General features: G+C 63.7%; 17 protein-coding genes. 12 read left to right on the top strand and 5 right to left on the bottom strand.

The features are described 5' to 3' along the window. Positions 1 to 128: 128 nt before the first annotated feature. Together H6718_11170 and H6718_11175 are read left to right on the top strand one after the other, a co-directional pair. Entirely contained in the window at positions 129 to 2300 is a 2172-nt protein-coding gene (locus tag H6718_11170; GenBank protein ID MCB9585950.1) for an oligopeptidase A, read from the top strand. Between the two features lie 91 nt (positions 2301 to 2391). After that, positions 2392 to 4095, top strand: a complete 1704-nt coding sequence (locus H6718_11175) for a hypothetical protein (GenBank protein ID MCB9585951.1) — start codon at positions 2392 to 2394, stop codon at positions 4093 to 4095. A gap of 41 nt (positions 4096 to 4136) precedes the next feature. Here H6718_11175 and hppD read toward each other — a convergent pair whose 3' ends face one another. Then, on the bottom strand, positions 4137 to 5183 hold the full coding sequence (gene hppD / locus H6718_11180; GenBank protein ID MCB9585952.1) for a 4-hydroxyphenylpyruvate dioxygenase: 1047 nt from the start codon (positions 5181 to 5183) through the stop codon (positions 4137 to 4139). Next, positions 5180 to 6307: a homogentisate 1,2-dioxygenase gene (locus tag H6718_11185; GenBank protein MCB9585953.1), complete on the bottom strand. Its 1128-nt coding sequence runs from the start codon at positions 6305 to 6307 to the stop codon at positions 5180 to 5182. The genes hppD and H6718_11185 overlap by 4 nt, the downstream gene beginning before the upstream one ends. Before the next feature lie 113 nt (positions 6308 to 6420). On the opposite strand from H6718_11185, the gene H6718_11190 reads away from it, so the two are divergent. Together H6718_11190 and H6718_11195 are read left to right on the top strand one after the other, a co-directional pair. Beyond that, positions 6421 to 7377 carry a LysR family transcriptional regulator gene (locus H6718_11190; GenBank protein ID MCB9585954.1) on the top strand — a complete coding sequence of 319 codons (957 nt, stop codon included), beginning with the start codon at positions 6421 to 6423 and terminating at the stop codon, positions 7375 to 7377. A gap of 262 nt (positions 7378 to 7639) precedes the next feature. Beyond that, positions 7640 to 8065 carry a GxxExxY protein gene (locus H6718_11195; protein MCB9585955.1) on the top strand — a complete coding sequence of 142 codons (426 nt, stop codon included), beginning with the start codon at positions 7640 to 7642 and terminating at the stop codon, positions 8063 to 8065. 360 nt (positions 8066 to 8425) lie between these two features. Here the strand turns inward: H6718_11195 and fetB are convergent, their stop codons facing one another. Further along, positions 8426 to 9277: an iron export ABC transporter permease subunit FetB gene (gene fetB, locus H6718_11200; GenBank protein MCB9585956.1), complete on the bottom strand. Its 852-nt coding sequence runs from the start codon at positions 9275 to 9277 to the stop codon at positions 8426 to 8428. Positions 9278 to 9308: 31 nt separating this feature from the next. Then, positions 9309 to 10016, bottom strand: a complete 708-nt coding sequence (locus tag H6718_11205; GenBank protein MCB9585957.1) for an ATP-binding cassette domain-containing protein — start codon at positions 10014 to 10016, stop codon at positions 9309 to 9311. A gap of 60 nt (positions 10017 to 10076) precedes the next feature. Between H6718_11205 and H6718_11210 the strand changes: the two genes are divergently transcribed. The 4 genes from H6718_11210 (at position 10077) to H6718_11225 (ending at position 14084) form a co-directional block, all read left to right on the top strand. Further along, a complete protein-coding gene (locus H6718_11210) occupies positions 10077 to 10550 on the top strand; it encodes a pyridoxamine 5'-phosphate oxidase family protein (GenBank protein ID MCB9585958.1) in 474 nt (157 codons plus the stop codon). After that, entirely contained in the window at positions 10547 to 11881 is a 1335-nt protein-coding gene (locus tag H6718_11215) for a GAF domain-containing protein (GenBank protein ID MCB9585959.1), read from the top strand. Before H6718_11210 ends, H6718_11215 begins: the two co-directional genes overlap by 4 nt. A 196-nt stretch (positions 11882 to 12077) precedes the next feature. After that, entirely contained in the window at positions 12078 to 12770 is a 693-nt protein-coding gene (locus H6718_11220) for a hemerythrin domain-containing protein (GenBank protein MCB9585960.1), read from the top strand. 111 nt (positions 12771 to 12881) lie between these two features. Beyond that, entirely contained in the window at positions 12882 to 14084 is a 1203-nt protein-coding gene (locus tag H6718_11225; protein MCB9585961.1) for an SUMF1/EgtB/PvdO family nonheme iron enzyme, read from the top strand. A 53-nt stretch (positions 14085 to 14137) separates the two neighbouring features. Here the strand turns inward: H6718_11225 and H6718_11230 are convergent, their stop codons facing one another. Beyond that, positions 14138 to 14596, bottom strand: coding sequence for an NAD(P)H-dependent oxidoreductase (locus H6718_11230; GenBank protein ID MCB9585962.1), 459 nt, complete (start codon positions 14594 to 14596; stop codon positions 14138 to 14140). A gap of 438 nt (positions 14597 to 15034) precedes the next feature. Between H6718_11230 and H6718_11235 the strand changes: the two genes are divergently transcribed. The 4 genes from H6718_11235 to H6718_11250 all read left to right on the top strand — a co-directional run bounded on the left by H6718_11235 (position 15035) and on the right by H6718_11250 (position 20444). Continuing rightward, the gene (locus H6718_11235; GenBank protein ID MCB9585963.1) at positions 15035 to 16225 is read left to right on the top strand and encodes a 3-oxoacyl-ACP synthase; all 1191 of its coding nucleotides are present in this window, start codon (positions 15035 to 15037) and stop codon (positions 16223 to 16225) included. Between the two features lie 105 nt (positions 16226 to 16330). After that, complete coding sequence (locus H6718_11240) at positions 16331 to 17101, top strand: hypothetical protein (protein ID MCB9585964.1); 771 nt, start codon at positions 16331 to 16333, stop codon at positions 17099 to 17101. Further along, positions 17101 to 18072, top strand: coding sequence for a hypothetical protein (locus tag H6718_11245; protein MCB9585965.1), 972 nt, complete (start codon positions 17101 to 17103; stop codon positions 18070 to 18072). The genes H6718_11240 and H6718_11245 overlap by 1 nt, the downstream gene beginning before the upstream one ends. Beyond that, on the top strand, positions 18069 to 20444 hold the full coding sequence (locus H6718_11250) for an MMPL family transporter (protein MCB9585966.1): 2376 nt from the start codon (positions 18069 to 18071) through the stop codon (positions 20442 to 20444). The genes H6718_11245 and H6718_11250 overlap by 4 nt, the downstream gene beginning before the upstream one ends.

The following is a 20444-nucleotide window of genomic DNA, read 5'->3' on the forward strand; positions in this document are numbered from 1 at the left end:
ACGGGCCGCGGCCGCGGATTCTGCATCGGAAGCTGTGCCCGTTGGTTCAGTCACCCCGGCCCATCCGTAGCACTTTTTGGCCGCGAACTGGCTTGCCAGCGCGCAGGTGCTGGGGAATGGTCCCGCCCATGCGAGAGTCCAAGCTTGCCTCCGCCTCAGCTTCGCGTAGGCCTCTGCCGACGTCCGCCCGCTGGACGCTAGTGTTTGCCATCGCGCTGGGGGCGTGCACCCCAAGCGCCACCCCTCAGCCTTCGGAGCCTCCGGCCATGACCGCCATGCCTTCTGCTTCTTCTGTCCCCCAAGCCGCCCCCGAGGTGCCGACCCCGGAGGTGGACCCCGTCGCCGAGGGGATGACCGCGAAGGGCGTCGTTGAGCTCTGCGACCGTCATTTGGGGCGGGCCAAGCGTCTGCTGGGAGAGGTCAAGGCACTCCACGCGGAAACGGAACTGACCTGGGACAACACCTTGGCCAAGGTGGATCAAATCTCCCTCGAGCTGAGCGTTGGCGCTGGTTTCCCTGATTTGATGAACGTGGGCCACCCAGACAAGGCGGTGCGCGAAGCGGCGGGTGAGTGTCGGCCGAAGGTGGACGAGTTCTACACTGACATGATGCTCGACGCGGAGTTCGCCGGCGTCGTGCGGCGCTATGCCGACAAGCACCCGGCGCTCGAGGGCACCCGCAAGCGCCTGCTCGAGGAACTGTTGCGTGACTTCAAGCGCAATGGGCTGTTTCTCCCCAAGGCGGAGCAGGACGAGCTGCGTAAGCTGAACGAGGAGCTGAGCAAGCTGAGCCAGGACTTTGGCACCAACCTGAGTGAGGCCAAGGGCACCATCAAGGTCAAGCCGGATCAGCTGAAGGGCCTGCCCGAGAGCTTCATCGAGCAGCACAAGCCCGGCGCTGATGGCCTGGTCGAGCTCACGACGGACTACCCGGACTACTTCCCCGTCATCACCTACGCAGACGACCGCAGCGTCGCCAAGGCCCTGACCTTCGAGTTTGATAACCGTGCGGCAAAAGCCAACGTGCCGATCTTGGAGCGCGTGCTGGTGCTGCGGGAGAAGAAGGCCAAGCTCCTCGGCTACGACACCTGGGCTGACTACGCCATCGAGCCCCGCATGGCGAAGAGCGCGGCCAAGGTGCAGGAGTTCTTGAAGAACGCCGCCAAGACGGTCGCCAAGCCTGGCAAGCGCGAATACGCGGAGCTGCTCGCCGAGTGGCACAAGATCGGCGGAAAGGGCGCCGTGGTGCCGAATCAGGACCGGCTTTACCTCGTCGGTCGGCTGGCGAACAAGAAGTACGGGTTCGACGCCAAGCAGCTCTCGAACTACTTCGAGGTCGAGTCGGTGGCGAAGGGGCTCTTCACCATCCTCTCGAAGCTCTACGGGGTCGAATTCAAGGAAATCCCGGCGGAAAAGGGGGCCGTGTGGCACGAGGACGTGCGCATCCTCGAGGTAACGGACGAGGGCAAGAAGCTCGGCCGCATCTACCTCGACCTGTACCCACGTGACGGTAAGTACAAGCACGCGGCGATGTTCGAGATCCGCGGTGGCAAGCGCCTGGACGACGGCAGCTACGTCACACCGATCTCAGCCCTGGTGTGCAACTTCCCCAAGAGTGAGCCGGGTCAGCCGGGGTTGATGACCCATGATCAGGTCACCACCTTCTTCCATGAGTTCGGCCACGCTCTGCATCACGTGCTGACGCAGCAGCCGCTCGCCACCTACTCCGGCACGAACACCGTGCGCGACTTCGTGGAGGCACCTTCACAAATGCTCGAGGAGTGGGCATGGCGCCGGGAGACACTGGACCTCTTCGCCAAGCACTACGAAACCGGCGAAAAGATCCCTGACAAGCTGTTCAACGCGATGACGAAGAGCCGCTCGTTCGGCTTCGCGCTGCACACTGAGCGGCAGATCTCCCTGGCGACGCTCGACTTCGAGTATCACCACCAACCGACGCCGGTCGACACCGACAAGGTGTTCACCGAAGTAATGAAGAAGACTCAGAGCTTCGGTTACCTCCCGGAAACGCACTTCCAGGCGACGTTCGGCCACCTAATGGGTTACGACGCGGGCTACTACGGCTACCAGTGGGCGCTCGCGATCGCGCGCGACGTGCTGACGCGCTTCCAGAAGGAAGGCTTCATGAACACCAAGGTCGCCGATGATTGGCGCAAGCTGGTGTTGTCCCAGGGCGCCGGGGAAGACGAGAACGAGCTGGTGCACGCATTCCTCGGCCGCGAGACGAACCTCGACGCCTACGCCGCCTTCCTCTCCGGGGCAGATGCCTCCGGAAAGTAGCGACGCAGCACCCGCTTCAGATCCGTCCGACTCAGATCCGGTTGCCTCAGAGCTGGTCCCTTCAGAGCCGGCCGCTTCGGAGCCGCGGGTAGTGCGCGCGGGGCCTGAACCCGAGCAAGACCTGCCCAGCGCCGAGCTTGGGCGGGTCGAGTTGGGCATCGGCCTCGCCACCCTTCTGGCTTGCACGGCTTACGGGCTGTCTCATCCTCTGAGCTGGGTCGCTCCGTTTTGGCTGTGGCTGGTCGCGCCGCTCATCGCGTTTGCCGTGGCCTTCTGGCGTGGGCGGGACGACGCGACCAAGCTCTGGTACGGCTGGTTGCTGTTGCCGCTTATTTCCGTGGGGTATGCCCTCCAGCAGCATTCGCGGGATTTCGGCCTCGTTCGAGGTCTGAGCGAAGTCTCCTCGATGATACTCGGGTACCGAGAGGTCGCCGGCGATGCGCGCGCCATCATGTTCATTGGAGCTGGCATGGCTGCGATTGGCGCCCTTGGGCTCGAGTTGATCGGTTCCAGGGTCCACGCACGGCGAGAGCTTCCGGTGTCACCCCAGGCTTGGGTCGCCGTGCTGACCTGGGCGGTATCCCTGGCGTTTGGTCGCATCATGCTCGGGCTGAGCTGGAATCTCGAGGACGTCTTGGCCATCGTCAGCGTGCTGTTGCTCGCTGTGCTGATGGTGCGGGGTGCAGCGCTTGGCTTCGCGGTGTGGGTGCCATTGGTGTTCGTGGTCGCCTCTTGGCTCCGCGCGGAAGTTAGCGTTCCGATCCAGAATTTATCTCACGAGGCATTGTATGAGCCGGGACTGCGTGGCGGGCTCGAGCTAGCGAGCCGCTCGCGACTGGTCGTTCTTGACAGCTCTGCTTCGGGGGCTGCAATTGTGCTGCTGTTGTGGTCCTTGCGCAGGCGCTTGGCCTCACGTGGCAAACAAGTCGCGCTAGTCGCCGGGGTTTGGCTTGCATGTTTTGGGGGGGAGCGCTTCGTTCAGGCCTCCGAGCATCAACTCGCTGAGCTGGAAGGCGTGCTCAGTGACCGCAACCTGAACTTGCCGCGGGTGGAGCTAGAAGGACAGCCCTGGATCCCCAACGCGCCGATCTGGATCGTCGGGCGTGACCGCAACGCATGGCTCGAGCCGCCCCGCTGGAAGCCGCAAGATTTCGCTCCCAGCCTGCTTGCTGCGACTCAGCCCAAAGATGCACCACCGGCAGAGCCTGATGACGAGCCGGATGAGCACGAAGGTGGGCCGCGGCGTATCAATGTCCAGGGCTTGAAGCGTCCCGGATTGATCCTCGCGGCAAAGGTCGATCTGCAGCTCGGCGCGCTGGAGAAGCAGCTCGGAGGCAAGGCGCTCGAACCTTTTGGCCTGCTGTTGCGAGACACTCGCGTGGTTCGTGAAGACGCGCTCGCGCGCAGTGCGGGGCTACGTACGCTGAGCCTGCGCCTCGCGAGCGACTGGAGTACGCTCCCGGAGCGAGAGCGCCCGGACGTCTGGCGGTACCTCTACGATCCCGACGCAGGCACACTGGTGGGGCCAGTGGAAGCTCCAGAGAAGTCGAAGCTCTTTAGCGTGGTGGGCGCTGGGTTGCGGAACTTTGGGTGCGCTCGGCTCACCGCCGCGCGGGATGCGCGACGAGTGTGCGAGGTGGTGGTCGGCGTCGACAGCGAGTGGTCCGTTGGGCGCCTCGCGGGGGCCATCTCTCCCCTGGTGACAGCCGCTGATGACCCAGGCACCGTGAGCTTTAGTCTGGTGCTGAAAAAGAGTGACGTCGCCGAGCGGATCGAACGCGCAAAAGCCGACTGAAGCTTTCAGTCGGCCATGCTAGCGCGGCAGGCGTAGCTGTCTCAGAGTACGCCGCGGCGCTCTTGGTCGCGCTCGATGGACCGAAACAACGCCGAGAAGTTCCCTTCGCCGAAAGACAGGTGATTCCGCCGCTGAATCATCTCGAAGAAGATCGGACCGATCACGTTGCGCGTGAAGATCTGTAACAGGTACCCGTCGTCGTCGCCGTCCACCAGCACCTTGAGCGCGGCGATGCGTGCGTGATCTTCGGTGACCCCAGGAACGCGTTCGAAGACGTTTTCGTAGTACTCGCTGTCGATATCCAAGGTCGGCACGCCCGCCTCCTCGAGGCCCTGCAGGCTGCTGAGCAGGTCATCGCTCAGGAGCGCAATGTGTTGCACGCCGGGGCCCGCGTACTCCCGCAGATACTCCTCGATCTGAGACTTCGACTCGTCGCCTTCGTTGATCGGGATGCAGAACTGACCGCAAGGCGATCGCAGCGCGTAGGAGGTGAGTCCGGTCTTCTGCCCGCGGATGTCGAAGTAGCGCACCTCCGTGAAGCCGAACACCTCCTTGTAGAAGCTCGCCCACTCTTGCATCGTGCCTTTGTGCACGTTGTTGGTCAGGTGATCCACGCGGTAAAAGCCGCGGCTCGGGTGGTGTTCTGGCTGCTCCAGAGCAAGGAAGTCGTCGTTCCAGCGCCGCCCCACTCGCTCCTCCACCAGGTAGATGAGCGAGCCGCCGATGCCGTAGATCGCCCTGGCACCATGATACGCGATGGGGCCCGTGTAGGCTTTCGCACCGCGCTCGACGGCGCGCGCCAGCGCTAGCTCCGCGTCCTTGACCCACCAACCGAGCGCGGAGACGCACCCTCCGTGGGCTTTGGCGAAGTCGTTAGCGTGGCTCGTTGCCTCGCGGTTTACCAGGAAGTGCACGTTATGTTGCACGTAGTCGAGGATGTTGAGGCTCGGGTGCCGATTGAGCTTCGAGAAGCCCAGGCTACCGAAGAGGCGGTTCAGCTCTGCTTCGCCTTCAGGCGACGGGCTTGCGTACTCGACGAAGGCGATGCCGTTTAGGCCTAGGGGGTTCTGATCGTTTGCTTGGTTCATGGCGTCATCCAGCTCTTCCAGTAGTCCACGCGCTCGGCGGATTGAGCGCCGTCGCATACTCGCAAGGGGCGTAGGGTATCGATCATCACGGCGACCTCTTCCGTGCGCGTCTTGCCTTCACTGGCCTTGATTGCGCCCGGCTGAGGACCGTGGTGGATCCCCTGAGGGTGGAACGTCAACATCCCTGGGGAAATGCCCTGGCGACTGAAGAAGTCACCTGAGTGGTAGAACAGCACCTCATCGTAATCGATGTTCGCGTGGTAAAAGGGCACGCGCAGGGCGTTCGGATCGCCGACCTCCAAGGGGCGGGGCAGGAAGGTGCAAACGACGAGGGAGTCACTCAGGAACGTTGCGTGAGCCGATGGTGGCAGGTGATAGCGGTCGCTCAGCACCGGCCGGATGTCCTTCACGTTGATCCGCCAGACGCTGAGGTCGCCCTTCCAGCCCACGGTGTTCAGCGGATCGTACGGGTAGCGGATGAGGTGTTGCTCGCCACCACGCTGAACGACGACGTCCCAGTCTCGCTCGTTGCCCGAGTTGGCGAGGGCGGGTAAGCGCTCCGGGTCAGGCACGTCGATCAACGCCGGGTCGAACAAGGCATGGTGCCCGAGCAGTCCCTTCTGCGGGAGCTCGAGCTCACTCCGGCTCTCGAGGACCAGACAGTGGGTCAGGTCCTTCGGTGACAAGCGGTAAGTAGTACCGCGAGGAACCAGCACGTAGTCACCGGTCTCGTAATCCAGAGCGCCGAAGTCGCTGAGCAGTGTGCCGCGACCACCATGAATGAAGAGTAGCTCGTCAGCGTCGGCGTTGCGGAAGCAGTGCTGCATCTCGCCGCTCAAGCGGCTGAAGGCAATGCGCGCGTCGGCGTTCTCCAGCACGGCGATGCGTGAGTCGAGCCACTCGCTGGGGGTGCCTTCCCCGGCGTTCAAGCCCTTCAGCTCGCGAAGGTTCATGGCGCGCGGGCGCAGACCCTCGCTCACCGACGTCCAGTTCACCGGCGGGGTGCTGCGATAGAGGTGCGCCGCGCGCCCAAAGAACCCGCGGCGACCGAACTCCTCCTCAACGGTACCGCTGGGGATATCCACGTGCGCCTGACGGGTGACCCGCCCCCGAGTGTAGTGCATGGGCGCAGATTACGGCCCAGAGACCGTTCATGAAAATTCAAGTTTCTGATAGAAGTTGTACGGTTTATTAGAACAAGCTGCGGCGCTTGAAAGCGCCCCTCACCCCCGAACCCGTGAAAAAGACTGCAGAATCCGCCCCTGAACCGGGAGACTTCGTCAATCTGGACCAGTTGCGAGTGCTCCAGGCCATCGCGTCCACAGGGAGCTTCGCCGCTGCGGGCAAGCGCCTGCACCGCGCAACCAGCGCCGTGAGCTACGGCGTCAAGGGGCTGGAAGAGCGCGTCGGATTTGCGCTGTTCGACCGTAGCGGTCACCGCGCTGTGCTCACTACCGCGGGGCAACGCTTGCTGCTGGAGGCGGAGCAGTTGCTAGAGCGTGCGCGCCACTTTGATCGCGTCGCCCTGGCGCTGCGCGACGCCTGGGAGCCGAGCCTGACCATCGTCGTCGATGGGGCGCTGGACCTGAAGCCGATCCTCGCGGCAATGAAAGGGCTCGTGCAGCGGGGCCTGCCGACGCGCGTCGACTTGCACGTGGAGTATCTCTCGGGGGTGAGGGAGCGCTTCAACGATCAGCGAGGCGACTTGATGTTCGTGCTCGACTTCGCTGGCGATGCGCGACACGTTGCGCGCCCGCTGGCACCCCTCTGCATGCGGCTGGTGGTCAGCCCGACGCATCCTCTTGCGCCAGTGCACCCCCGCTCCAAGAAGCAAGCGAAGCGGACTCGTGCCGAGCTTGCGCAACACGTGGAGCTGATGGTGGAAGACTCAGGCACTGTGACCAACGCTTCCGCGCTAGGGCGCTTGTCGCTTGGCAGCCCACATGTGCTCCGCCTCGGCGACTTTCACGCGAAGCTCGAGGCGCTCGTCTCGGGCATCGGCTTCGGTTGGATGCCTCAGCACCTGATCGAGGACGCGCTCGAGCAAAAGCAGTTGCTGCTCCTCCCCTTCGAAGAAGCCGAAGAGCATCGCTTCATCCCGCACCTGTCGTGGCGTCGCGCGCGCCCCCTGGGCAGGGCCGCGGAGCTGTTCCTGGAGTTGTTGGCGGAGCAACCGGGCTGGAGTGATGGTTGACTGGTTCGGCGGAACGCATTTCCGGTCGGTATTGGGGAACCGCCAAGGGCGCCAAGGACGCCAAGATTTTGGGAGTGCTCTGAACGTAGAAGTGTGGGGACGTTAAGCTACCCTCAGTGCTGAACGTTCGAGTAGGCACGAATCCGTGCGGCAATAACTTGAGCCCGGATGTGTTCGATACTTGCGGGGACGCCCCATCTAGATTCTACCTCCTCTGCGAGACTTCTGGAAATTGGCGGCGCCATCGGTCGATACGTTCGCTGTGAACCCCCGCGACCAACGCACTTCGAATCCTGCTAGACCAGAGCCTGGTGGCCGGTTGGACGAGCTCTGCCACCGGGTCATCGGTTCTGCACTAGAGGTTCACAGGCGACTCGGTCCGGGGTTTCTGGAAGCGGTCTACGAGCGCGCAATGTGTGTCGAGTTGCGGTTGCGGGGGATTCGGTACGCACAACAAGTGCCTGTGGGGGTGATGTACAAGGGCAATCCGATCGGGACTGGCCGCATCGATCTGCTTGTCGACTCCCGCCTCGTGGTGGAGATCAAGGTAGTCGAGACAATTGCCCCCATCCATGTCGCGCAGGTCATCTCCTATCTGAAAGCGACTGGGCTTCCATTGGGCTTGCTGATCACCTTCAACGTGTTGCGGCTATCGTTGGGTGTGAAGAGAGTTGTACTGTCGTCTTGAAGTCGTGGTGGGCGCTTGTTAGCAGGCGAGGTTCCGATTTTTGAGGGAACCGCCAAGGGCGCCAAGGACGCCAAGATTTTCTGGGGGATGCTCCTGGTGTATTTCTGGCGGGGCGTGTAGGCACCGTCAGCGCTGAACTTGCTGGGCCTAGCCCGAATCCGCGCGGCAAGTCCCTGAGGACACCTGAGAGCGACCCAACCTCAGGCCCCCCCCGGTATCATGGGGCTGAAGTCGCGGCGGGCAGGCGCCATATGATGCATTCCCGAAATCCTTGGCGTCCTTGGCGGTCAATCCGCGAACAGCAATGAGCTTCCAGCAACGACCGAGAGGAGGCCTAGCCCGGAAAGCTGACCGGACTGCCTAGGCCTCTCGATGTCGCCGTCCTCCGCCGCCACCACCGCCTCCGCCTCGGGAAGCGACGGGTTTTGGCTCGGGCGGGGGGATGAGCTGGTGGGCTGCGGTGAGCTGGCGATTGCGCAGAACCAACAGGAAGACGAGGGTTGCCAGGCTCACGCTGGTGGTCAGGGCGACGTAGATCAAGAGCTGGTATTTGACGGCGACCAGTGGGGAGACGCCGCCCAGGATTTGGCCTGTCATCATGCCGGGCAGCTGCACCACGCCGGCGACGGTGAGGCTGTTGAGCGTCGGGATCATTGCCGCGCGGAGACTCCGTTTGAGCAACGGGTGCAGCGCCTCCGGGCCGCTGAAGCCGAGGCTCAGCAGCGTTTCTACCTCGGCGCGACGCACGTCTAGCTCTTCCATGAAGCGCTCCGCGGCGAGGCTCACGCCGTTCATCGAGTTGCCGAGCAGCATCCCGCCGATGGGGATCAGGTACTGGGGGGAGTACCAGGGGTGGATATCGACCACGACCGCCGTGGAGAAACCGAGGCTAACGCTGGTGCCAACGATGAGGCCCAGCGCTGCGAGCCACGCAACCCCGCGGAAGCGCCTTGAGATGCGCGAGGCAGCGGTGCGCGCTGCGACGCTGAGCATCAAGCCCAGCGTCGCGAGTACCAAGAGCGGGTTGTGAATGCTGAACACCGCGGTCAGCGCGTAGCCCACGGCGACCAGCTGGATGCTGCCACGGAGCGCGGCTAGGCCGATCTTTTTGCCTAGATCTAGCCGCATGCGCGCGGAAACGAGAAACACCAGCGCGAGCAATACCAGGAGCGTCGCGAGGCGCAGCCAGTGGATGTCCAGCGCGCCTTTCATCGGTCGGCGCCCTTCAGGTCAGTGGCGCCGCTCAAGTCTCACTCCCCGAGAAGAACTCCATCAGCGCGCCGTCGTCGGGTTGCTCCAGTAGACGTCCGCCACGGATCAACACCCAGCGTCCGCCGAGTTGCGTCGCCAGGCGTTCCGAGTGGGTCACCACCACACACGTCAGCCGGCTGCGTGCCCGCAGGTCCGCGATCAGCTGTGCGACCTTTGCCTCGTGGTGCGGGTCGAGAGCGCTGGTGGGCTCGTCCAGCAGCAGGACCTCCGGGGTCATGAGCAGGCTTCGCGCTAGGCTCACCCGCTGCTTTTCGCCACCCGAGAGCCGACTTGCGTCTTGCTCGAGCAGGTCTTCATGCAGGCCAAGCGCAGCGAGTTCTTGGGCCATGGCGTGCTCGGTGGGTGGATCGTATCCGCGAGGCACCATGCCCAGGTTGTCTCGGACACTGCCCGGAAACATCACTGGCGCTTGAGTGATCAGTGCCACGCGCCGCCGCAATGCCCGAGGCTCGTACTCTGCGAGCGGCTTGCCCGCGAACTCGACTTGACCGGCGGACGGCTCAGCCAGACGATTGAACAGCCTGAGGAGGCTGCTCTTTCCAGAGCCCGAAGCGCCGAGCAGAACCACGAGTTCGCCCGGCGCAACGCCCAGGTTCACCCCCGTGAGCACGGGGCCCCGTCCGAAGTCGATCGCGACCTCAGCCAGGCGCAGCGCGGGTATTGGGTCCTGGGCAGCCACCGGTTCGCACTATATCCTCGGCTTTCTTCCCCTCGCCAGCTAAGCGGTATCGTCGTCGCCATGCCCGTCGCCCTTCCCGAAGATCTCGTCGAGTTCCTCGAGAGCGGCGTCTCCATGATCCTGGCCACCCGCGATGCCGAACTCAGGCCCGAGGTGTTGCGGGGGTTGGGCGCGCTCGTCGCAGCGGATCGGCAATCCATCACGTTGTTCCTGAACGCCGCGTTGAGTGCTCGCACGCTGGACAACATTCGTGCGAACGGGCGTATCGCCGTGGCGTTCTCTCGCATCCACGATCATCGCACGGTGCAGCTCAAAGGGCGGGTGCTCGAGGTGCGTGACGTGACTCCACAGCAGCAACCGGAACTCGAACGTTACCGCGTGGCATTTGCTGAGCAGGTCGCGATGACCGGGCTGCCTCGGTCGGTCACCCGCCGCATGCGGATCAGCCCAAGCGTCGCATTGAGTATCGAGTTCGACGAGGGTTTCGACCAGACGCCCGGGCCAGCGGCAGGACGACCCATGGAGCCAGCATGAGCCGCACATGCGGACCGCCCGCGCGCTGCTTTCAGGGCATCATTCCCTCGATTCTGGGCACCGTTAGCGCCGACGGCACGCCGAATGTTACCTACCTGAGCCATGTGCACAGCATTGACGAAACGCACGTTGCGCTCTCTTGTCAGTTCTTCAACAAGACGAAGCAGAACGTTCTACAAAACCCTGCGGCAACGGTCATCGTGTATGATCCGGTGACCTTCGAAGCCTACCGGTTGGCTCTGGAGTACGAGCGGGAGGAGGCCGAGGGGGCGCTGTTTGACAGTATCGCGATGCGCATTCAAGCGATCGCCACGCACATCGGGATGACAGGCGTGTTTCGCTTGCGCTCCGCAGATATCTACCGTGTGCTGAGCTGCAACCGCCTCGATGCCTACATTGATGTGCCCGAGCAGGTGGAGCTGGATGACCCCGGTGGTCCTCGCAGCGAGCTGCGTGGGTTGCAGGTGATCTCCCAGCGGGTGTGCAACGCGAACAGCTTAGACGCGCTCCTTGGCGAGTTGCTTGCGTCCCTCGAGGTGGCGTTCGGTTTTCAGCACACGATGGTGCTGTTGGTTGAGGAAAGCGGCCTGCGCGCTGCGGCCGCACGCGGCTACCCGGAACAGTGTGTGGGCGCCGAGGTCAAGATCGGAGAAGGATTGATCGGGGTAGTCGCTCAGGAGCGACGCGCCTTGAGAATTTCTGGCGTGGAAAATGATTTGCGCTACGGTCGTGCCATTCGCAGCGCTCTCGAGCAACAACGGGGCCTCGGACTTGGGTGCCCGGAGTTGCCTTTGCCGGGTTTGCCCAACGCGCAGTCGCAGATGGCACTGCCCTTGGTGGTTGGCGATCGCCTCGTCGGCGTGATCGCCGTCGAGAGCAAGCAGCGTCTGGCCTTCGACGAGTGGGACGAGACATTTCTAGAGATTGTCGCGAACCAAGTCGCGCTAGCGCTGGAGCGCGTCAGACCTTTGTCTGCCTCAGTCGGCGCTGCGGCTCAGCCTCACCGGGCAGTGTTGCGCTTCCGCTATATCGCCCACGATGACTGCGTGTTCCTCGACGATCAGTATCTCGTCCGCAATGTCCCCGGGCGCATCCTCTGGAAGCTCTTGAGCATCGTGAAGGAAACGGGGCGTACGGAGTTCAGCAACCGTGAGCTGCGTCTCGATGCTTCCCTCGGCCTACCCGCGGTGCGTGACAACCTTGAGAGCCGCCTAACCCTGCTACGCAAGCGACTCGAGCAGCGCTGCCCGACCATTCGGCTCCCGGTGAGCTCCCGGGGGCATTTCCGGGTAGAAATAGATGATGCCTTCGAACTGTCCGAAGAAGCCTGAAGCCAGCGCGCGTACTGCTCACATTTTTTCCGGGGTCGGCCTGTTAAGCGCTTGAAACTATTGATGTTCAAGCGGCCGTTTCGGCCGCTTAAGAAGTGCTTAAGAATCGCTAGGGGCGAGTTAGGGGGCTTAGATGGCGTCGGGAGCCATGCTCCGGTCTGCGCCGAGTGGCGCAAGTAACCTTCAGGAGCACACCATGCATATTCTCGACAACCACACCCCTTACGTTCCCGTCGTCGACCTCTACAGCGCGCCTCACAAGGGCCTACGCCTGGGGCTCAGTGAGCTGTTGTGCAAGCTGGGCAACCTGAATGTTGAGCGGACCTGCGAAGTGGACGCCGTTGCGGAGCGCGTCGAAGAGATCCTCGATCTGGTCGGGCTACATATCGCCCACGAAGAGGAGTTTTTGCACCCCGCGATTCGCGCAAAGCTCCCAGAGCTGGCCCAGCGCCTCGAGCGGGAACATCACCACCACGCCGTGGCGTCGGACGCCTTGCGTAACCGCGCGGAACAGCTAGTGCAGGCGATGCCCGGCCAACGTCAGGCGCTCGCGAGGGCCCTCTACCATGAGTTTTCCGCGTTCGTTGGTGAGAACTTGGAGCACATGCTTCAGGAAGAGACCGAGATCCAGCCCGCGTTGGATCTTCACTACAGCGCGGCTGAGCTGCAGGCGCTCGAGGCAGAGTTGGTGGGGTCCATTCCGCCGGCGGAGATGATGCGTTTTCTCAGCTTGATGCTGCCCGCGATGAACCCGAGCGAGCGCGTTGTTCTGCTACAGGGGCCCCAGCAGGGCATGCCCCCTGAAGCGTTCCAGGAATTCTTGGACCAGCTCGCCCCGGTTCTGACGTCCACGGACTACGACGCGCTCAAGCGTGATCTGGCTGCCTGACACCGCGCTGGGCGCCCCGACGTACGCTTCCGACACCGCTGGGGAACGCGTTCGTCGGGGTCCAGCGTTTTGCACGTGTCGCGATGCGTGCTACCCGCGGCACGTCTAGAGATGCGTCGCGCGTATTGGATTTTGGGTTTGGGGTTAGGGGTCACGGCTCTGGGTGCGGCTTACGTCGTGCGCCGTCAGGCACCGCCCGCCACGATACCCGAGCCAACACTGCAGGTCTCCGCACCGGCGCCGAGCGAGTCTGCGTCGACACAAGGCAACTCCATCGTGGACGCTGGCGCCGATGTCGCCGCGTCCAAAGTCGGCATCTACGTCGAGACCGAGGTCGATGACAGCCTCCCTGAAACGCTTGCCGCCCAGCGCGAGCAGCTCTTCAAGCGCATGGCGCCCTACTACCCGCCGGACCAGCTGGAGACCGTGAAGCGAATCTTCGCGGAATCAGAGCTCATCGGTCAGGGCAACCCCAAGCCGACGCAGCACCCGATGAAGCGCTCGGAGTGCATGGACATCCGCCGGAAGGCGTCGCACCTCGCGCCCGCGGATCCGCGCTGCGGTCACCCCAACATGGTGCCGGTTTACGCACGAGAGGCGCTCGAGGTGAAGAACCTGGCCGATGGCGGGGCGTTGCCTGAAGCCGGAGTTGCAGGTCTCAGCTCGGTGCCCTCGAGCGCCGACGCCGCGACGGTGTGCATCGATCAGTACGAGTTCCCGAACATCGCTTGCGAGTACCCCGTCGTCTACGCCCGGGCGAGCGAGGCCGACAAGATCTGTAAAGCCGTAGGGAAACGCCTGTGTGACGCTCACGAGTGGGAAGGCGCCTGCGCCGGTTCGCTTAGGCCGCTGGAGGTCGAGTACGCTTTCGGCGACCGCCGCATGCTGATGCAGTGGTTCAACAACAAGTACAGCGAGAAGGTCTGGGCGTACGGCAGCGAGAAGAACCACAAGAAGTGCGCAACGGGCTCCTTCAAGAACAAGAAGTGTGGTTCTGGGAGCTGGTCAGAGTGCGGGAGCAACACTTATCCCACTGGCGCATTCCCAGAGTGTGTGAGCGCTTTCGGTGTCTATGATCAACACGGAAACGCCGCGGAGCACATGAACATGCCTTTGGCGCCTGAAGAGCTCGCGAGTCGTGGCGGCCTCGGAGAGACTGAGATGAAGGGCAGCTGGTTCATCTTCGAGAACTTCGAGGCGCATCCGGATGACTGCCGCTACCGAGCGCCCGCGTGGCACGCGACGAAGGTCGACGCTGCAGACAGTCATCGGAACTTCCACCTCGGCTTTCGCTGTTGTTCCGACGTGAAGTGAGCGGCTCGGGCGTAGCACCCCGACGGCGCTGACTACGTTCCTCGGTCGGGGCGCTAGAAGATCCCCAGGTCGAGGCCTGCTGCGAGTGTTTGACCCAGCTCTTCGCAGCGCAGCTCGTCCTCCGCTGTCACGACTTCCTTGCGAGCGATGATGGGCTCTGCCACCGCCCGGAAACCGTATCCGCGGCAGATGCGTTCGATGTTTCGCACCGCCCCTGTGCCGTCGGTCTCGCAGCTGATGAAGATGGCATAGGGAAGGGGACGCAGCTTGCCCTGAGCCTGACGGTAGGTGCGGTCGAAGAAGTCCTTCAACGCCCCCGACATGTAGCCAAAGTTCTCGGGTGTGCCGAAGAGCAGCGCGTCTGCGCTCTGGAGATCTTCCAGCACCGCTTCTTTCGCGCACACGAGGCGCGTCTCCACATTGACTTCGAGTACGGCTCCTCGCTGGCAAGCCTGGGCCATCCGTGCGGTGCGACCGGTCTGGGAGTGGTAGATGATCAGGAGGCGCTTCATCGCTTGACGTGTTGCTTGCGTGCGGAAACGAGTTTGTTTCGGCTCCACGTCGGAAGAGCATCGCAGGTTACCCGAGTGTTGCGAGATTCATCGGTCGCGCGACCTTGTGTGTGCACCTGGCTGCGTCCGCGTTTCGGATGGCGCCAGATGCCACTTGCGGAGTGTTACTTCATAGACGCGCCGCGTAAATTTCACTTGCGTTGCTTACATGGGCGGCTACCGTACGCAGGGTACGCCGCACCGCATCATTGCGCCTCGAGCTCGCGGCTCTTCCCCATCGCTCGGCGCTATCTACCTTGAATCATTCTAGAAACACGATGCGCGCTGGCGCGCTCGTGAAGGCCGAACTGCGCCTGCGGGATCGTATGTTGATTCCGCACGGTTCAGTCGGCCGGTCGAGCCCGGTCAGTTGACCGGCGATGAACACGAGGTCGGAGCATGTCCAACGCATTCCTAAGGGACGTCTACATCACCGCCGCGGGAGCCTTCCTTCCAGGGCAGCCCATCAACAACGAGCAGATGGAGACGCGCCTTGGGCTCGTCGGCGGTCAGCAGAGCCGCTACCGGCGTCGGGTGCTCAAGGCCAATGGGATCGAGGGACGGCACTATGCGATCGACGAGGCCGGGCGCCAGACCCACCTCAACGAGGAGCTCGCGGCGGAGGCAGTGCGAGCTGCCGTTGCGCGGCGCGGGATCGATCTCGAGTCCGTTCAGATGCTCAGCTTGGGCACGACGCTTGGCGACACGCTGATGCCCGGCTTTGCGTCGATGGTTCACGGCCGCCTGGGCGGTGCGCCGATGGAGTGCGTATCTGCCTCTGGAGTTTGTGCCTCCGGGATGACGGCTTTCCGCGCGGCTTATAATGCCGTGCGCACCGGGGACCACGAGGTCGCTGTGGCCGGTGCGTCGGAGCTCGCCTCCGCGATGATGCGCGGCAGTCGATTCGAGAAGGAGAGCGAGCTCGCCCCGGAGCGCTCGGAGACGGACGCCTCGTTTCAGTACTTCAACGCCGACTTCTTGCGCTGGATGTTGTCCGACGGAGCGGGCGCCGTGGTGCTCGAGGGGCAACCGGCGCGCTCCGGGCTCTCGTTGCGCGTCGAGTGGGTGACCAACACGTCGTACGCCCACAAGTACGAGACCTGCATGTACCTCGGGACGTCGCGCCCGAGCGGGCCGCGCGTGGGCGCGACGTACCTCTCGTATCCAGACATCAGCCAGGCTGAGCGGGATGGTCTGCTCTTGGTGCGTCAGGACACGAAGCTCCTCGAGCAAGGCATCATGGATATCGTCCCTGCCGAGATCCAGAAGCTGATTTCGCGCGGAAAGCTCGACCCGGGTGGCGTCGACTGGTTCATGCCGCACCTCTCGTCGTACTTCTTCTTCACGCGGCTGCTGCGCTACCTCGAGCCTTTCGGGATCACCGAAGACAAATGGTTCACGAATCTCAAGCACAAGGGCAACACCGGCTCCGCCTCGATCTACATCATGCTCGAAGAGGCGTTGAACAGCGGCATGCTGAAGCCGGGGCAGCGCGTGCTGACGATGGTTCCCGAGTCCGGGCGCTTCACCGTCTCTTACGGCTTGTTCACTGTCGTGGACGGTGCGGCCGCTGAGCTGGCCGCCGAGTGAGTTCTAGAGCAGGCGCAGGCGACTTCTCAGCCGCCGTGCCTTCTAGCGCCGCAGTGAGTTTCGGCGCCGTGTGAGCGCCACCCAGCTTATTCCACGGAGGAAAATATGAACGCCGTTTTGTCTCCCCCCCAAACCAAGAGCCGCGGTGACATCGAAGTGCAGCGCGTGCTCGAGCAGTCCCCGCTCGGTGCGAGCTTTGCGGACACGCCGAACCCGGTGACGCGCTACCTCGCGATCGAGCTGGCGTTCGTGTGGGATGAGTTCGTAGCGCGCCTGAACCGCGTGCCGGTGGTGCGCGCCGTTGAGGATGGCAGCGTCACGCGGGAACAGTACGCCGCGCTGCTCCTGAACCTGCGTCAGCAGGTGATCGACGGCGGTCGCTGGATCGCCCTCACGGCGTCCAGCATGAGCCAGGAGCTGTTCATCATCCGCTCGGCGCTGATCACCCACGCCGCCGAGGAGCATCGCGACTACCAGATGCTCGAGGATGACTACGTCGCCCTCGGCGGCAAGCGCGCAGACATCGAATCCGCAGAGAAAAACGTCGGGAGTGAGGCGTTCAGCGCCTTCATGTTTCAGCGCGCTGCCCAGCCCGACCCGCTCGACCTGTTCGGCGCCATGTTCATCATCGAGGGCCTCGGTTCCGCCAAGGCTGGGCTGTGGGCCACACGCCTCCAGGCGAGCCTCGGTCTAGAGCGCGCCGGCGTGAACTTCCTGCTTTATCACGGGCAGAACGACGAGAATCACTACAACAAGCTGCGGATGGTGCTGAGCCTGCCTTTCATCACGGAAACGGTGGCCAAGCGCCTGGTGAAGACGGCGCGCACCGTCGCGCGGCTCTACTGCCTGCAGCTCGAAGAGCTGGGGAACGTGTGATGAACGGGCTCGTGGGAGTCGATGCGGAAGCGGACGCGCTAGCCGCGGCCACGCAGAAGCCACCGGTGGTTCGCACCAAGCGCTTGCCGCGACCGAGCGCGATCCGGGACCGCGACAACCCGAGCCTGTACGACACCATCGCGGCGGACCCGGCGCTGCCCATCGACCGAGAGCTGCGTGTGGCGATGGCGCGCGATCTCTCGCGCTGGACGCGCAAGTACCTGTTCCCGACGTTTCGCTTGTTCTGCCTGCTGGCGATCCACGTGACGTTGATCGTCAAGCGCATCCTGCCGTTTCAGCTCGCGAGCGAGCGCCTGTTGAGCTGGGGCAGCGTGTGGTTCGGCAAGCATTTCGTCAGCGCGGAAGCCCAGCGGGTGATTCTGCGCCACTTCGTGATCGAGTCGCAGCTCGTGAACTTCATCGCCCGCAACGCCGGTGGCGGAGACGTGCCAGAGTGTGACCTGTTTCCGATCCGTGCGGAAGAGCTCGGGCACGTGAACGGCCGCAACGCGGTGATCCGTCATGACGTGAACACCTTCAACTTGCTGCTCGACTTGGGCGAGGCGCCGCGTGCGGACGTGTGGACGCGGCGTGAGCTCTCAGCGCTCGACTTCTCCGATTTGGACCTGCCGGAGTTCGACATCGAACCGCCGAAGTTCTTCGCGCTGGACTTGATGACGTCGCTCTACGCGACTGCGGTTTGGATCGCGGTGTGCCTTGACGAGCGCACCACGGAGCGTGCGATCAACTCCTTTCAGCTGGATGAGAGCCTGATGGGCATCCTCTCCAACCTGACTGGAGATCCGGTGTTCCGCTCCTGGGTGCCGTGCCGCTTCCCGACTTGGCTTGGCTCGCCGACGGGCGACGCGCCGCGTGACTTGCACTGGCACATCCTGGTTCATGAGTACGCCTACTTCCGCTTGCGTCAGCTGCGGGACGGCGTGCCTGCACAAACAAGGGGGACGCTATGAGTCGATTGGATGCACATCAGGTGGCGGGCAATGGCCTCGTCGCACGCTTCGTCGCCGCGGCGACCAGCTACCCCAAGCACGCGCTGCTGCTCGTGTTGCTGTTCACCGTTGGGCTTGGCTACTGCGCGCGCAATGTCCGCATCGACAACAACTTCGCTCAATTGTTTTCCGTGGATGGTGCGGAAGCGGAGCTGCGCGAGAGCTACCGCAAGCAGTTTGGCGCTGACGACGGGCTGTTGCTCGTCGTGTTGTCACCCGAACATCCAGAAGACCCAAAGTTTGGGACGCTTCTAGCTGAGATCTCGGAGCGCGAAGCGAACAAGGCGGAGATGCGGCGCGTCGACTCCGCCGCGGTCACGCCCGTGATCTGGAGCGACGAGTTCGGTTCGACCTTCTTGGCCCCCGCGTTGGGTCCCAACGCGCCGGAGAGGCCTTTCGACGAGCGGGTGAAGACGCTGGACGCGTCGTTGATCGGCGGCGGCCGACTGATGAGCAGCGACGGCAAGCATTTCGTGATCGCCGCGGAGCTGCGCCCGGAGATCGACTCCTACGAGAAGCTGGTCGGGCCGGCAGATCAATTCCGCGAGGATGTGGACGAAGCGATCCGTGCCGCCGGTATTCCCGTGCAGCACAGCTACGCGGGGATCCCGTTCACTCGCTTGGGTGCGATAGCCAGCATGCAGGGCGACCTCTTGAAGCTGGCGCCGCTGACGACCGCCGCACTGGCGCTGCTGTTGTTTGGTTTCTTCCGCCGGGTGCTCGGCGTGGTGGTGGCGCAGCTGACGATCGGCGTCGCGATCGTGGCGACCGCTGGCGTGATCGGTCTGTGCGGAGACAACCTGAACCAGATCACGATCATCTACCCAGTGCTGTTGATGGTGGTGACGGTCGCCGCGGCGGTGCACCTCTATCATCGCTTTCAGCACGAGCGCGCGCTGGGGCTCGAGCAGCATGACGCCGCGCGGGTGGCGAGCCTGCACGTGACCCAGGCGGGGCTCCTCACCAGCGTGACCACCGCGATCGGCTTTGCGTCGCTCGCGATCGCCGATGTGAAGGTGCTCCACGGTTTTGGACTGTACTTGGCTGCGGGCGTGATGATTTCGTTCCTCGCGGTATCGACCGCGGTGCCCGCTTGCCTGAGTCTGTTCGGCGATCGCATGGTGCGGCCGCGTTTGGTCAAGGAGGACAAGGCGCTCACGTGGCTTGGGCGCACCACGCAGTGGGTGAGTGAGCCCCGGCGAGCGCGGTACTTCACCGCGGCCGGCGCGCTGGCGTTCGTCGTGCTGGCGGGAGCGAGCAGTCGCGCGGTGTACGACTATCGCTTGAGCGACAACCTGAACGCGGAGCACCCTATTTCGCGCGGAAACAAGCTGCTGGATGAGCGAATGGCAGGCATCGTGCCCGTCGAGCTATCCTTCCGCGGCGCCAAGGGTGACTTCGAGAAGCCGGAGAACCTTGCCCGCCTGGCGGCGCTCGGACACGACCTCGAGCAGAAGTACCAGATGCCCAAGGCGATCAGCTTGGGCGCGGCGCTCGAGGAGCTGAACTTCCGCGCCACGGGTGAGCGTGCCGTCCCGAAGCGAGAAGCCGAAGTGAAGCAGCTCTTCGAGTATGCGGGAGCGAGCGATGCTGGTGACTTGCTGCGCGAGCTCGGCAGCGCCGACTGCAGTCACGTGCGGCTACGCACGAACACTCGGGATGGCGGGGCGCGCTACGTGGTGCAGCTGCAGTCGGAGATCGAGGGGCTGGCAGCGCAGCGCTTCTCCGGCACCGGAATCGAGGTCGCGATGACGGGCGAGGCGCCCGTCGCGTATCACGGGATGAACAAGCTGAGCCGCGAACTGATGGAGAGCGTGCTCGGAGCCTTGGCTGCGGTGGTGCTGGTCATTGGCTTGGTGTTCCGCAGCGCGCGTATCGCCCTCGCCAGCATCTTGCCCAATGTGATCCCCACGGTGTGCGTGCTCGCAGCCTACAGCTTGCGGGGCGCCGTGATCGATCCTCTGCCGGGCGTGGCCTTCTGCATCGGACTCGGCATGAGTGTGGACGACACGGTGCACGTCTTCGCAAGGTACCGCGAGGAATTGGAGCGCGGCGGCGCTCCGCGTGATGCACTGGTGCGCGCGATGAACGGGCTTGGCGGAGCGCTCGTCACCTCGAGCGTCGTGCTGGGTGTGGGCTTTTTGGCGTTGACCCTCTCGAGCTTCGACATGAATCGCATGCTGGGTGTGCTCGGGGCGTCGCTGATTGGCCTGGCGTTGCTCTGCGATTTGCTCTTCACCCCAGCGCTCCTGAGCCTGTTTCCCCTCACCAGGGCGAAGCAGACCGAGCGCCTCGACGCCGAGTTGCCCTCGACACCGGCTGCAGCGGAGTGA

It is taken from the genome of Polyangiaceae bacterium (genome assembly GCA_020633205.1).
Taxonomy (GTDB): domain Bacteria; phylum Myxococcota_A; class Polyangia; order Polyangiales; family Polyangiaceae; genus JAHBVY01.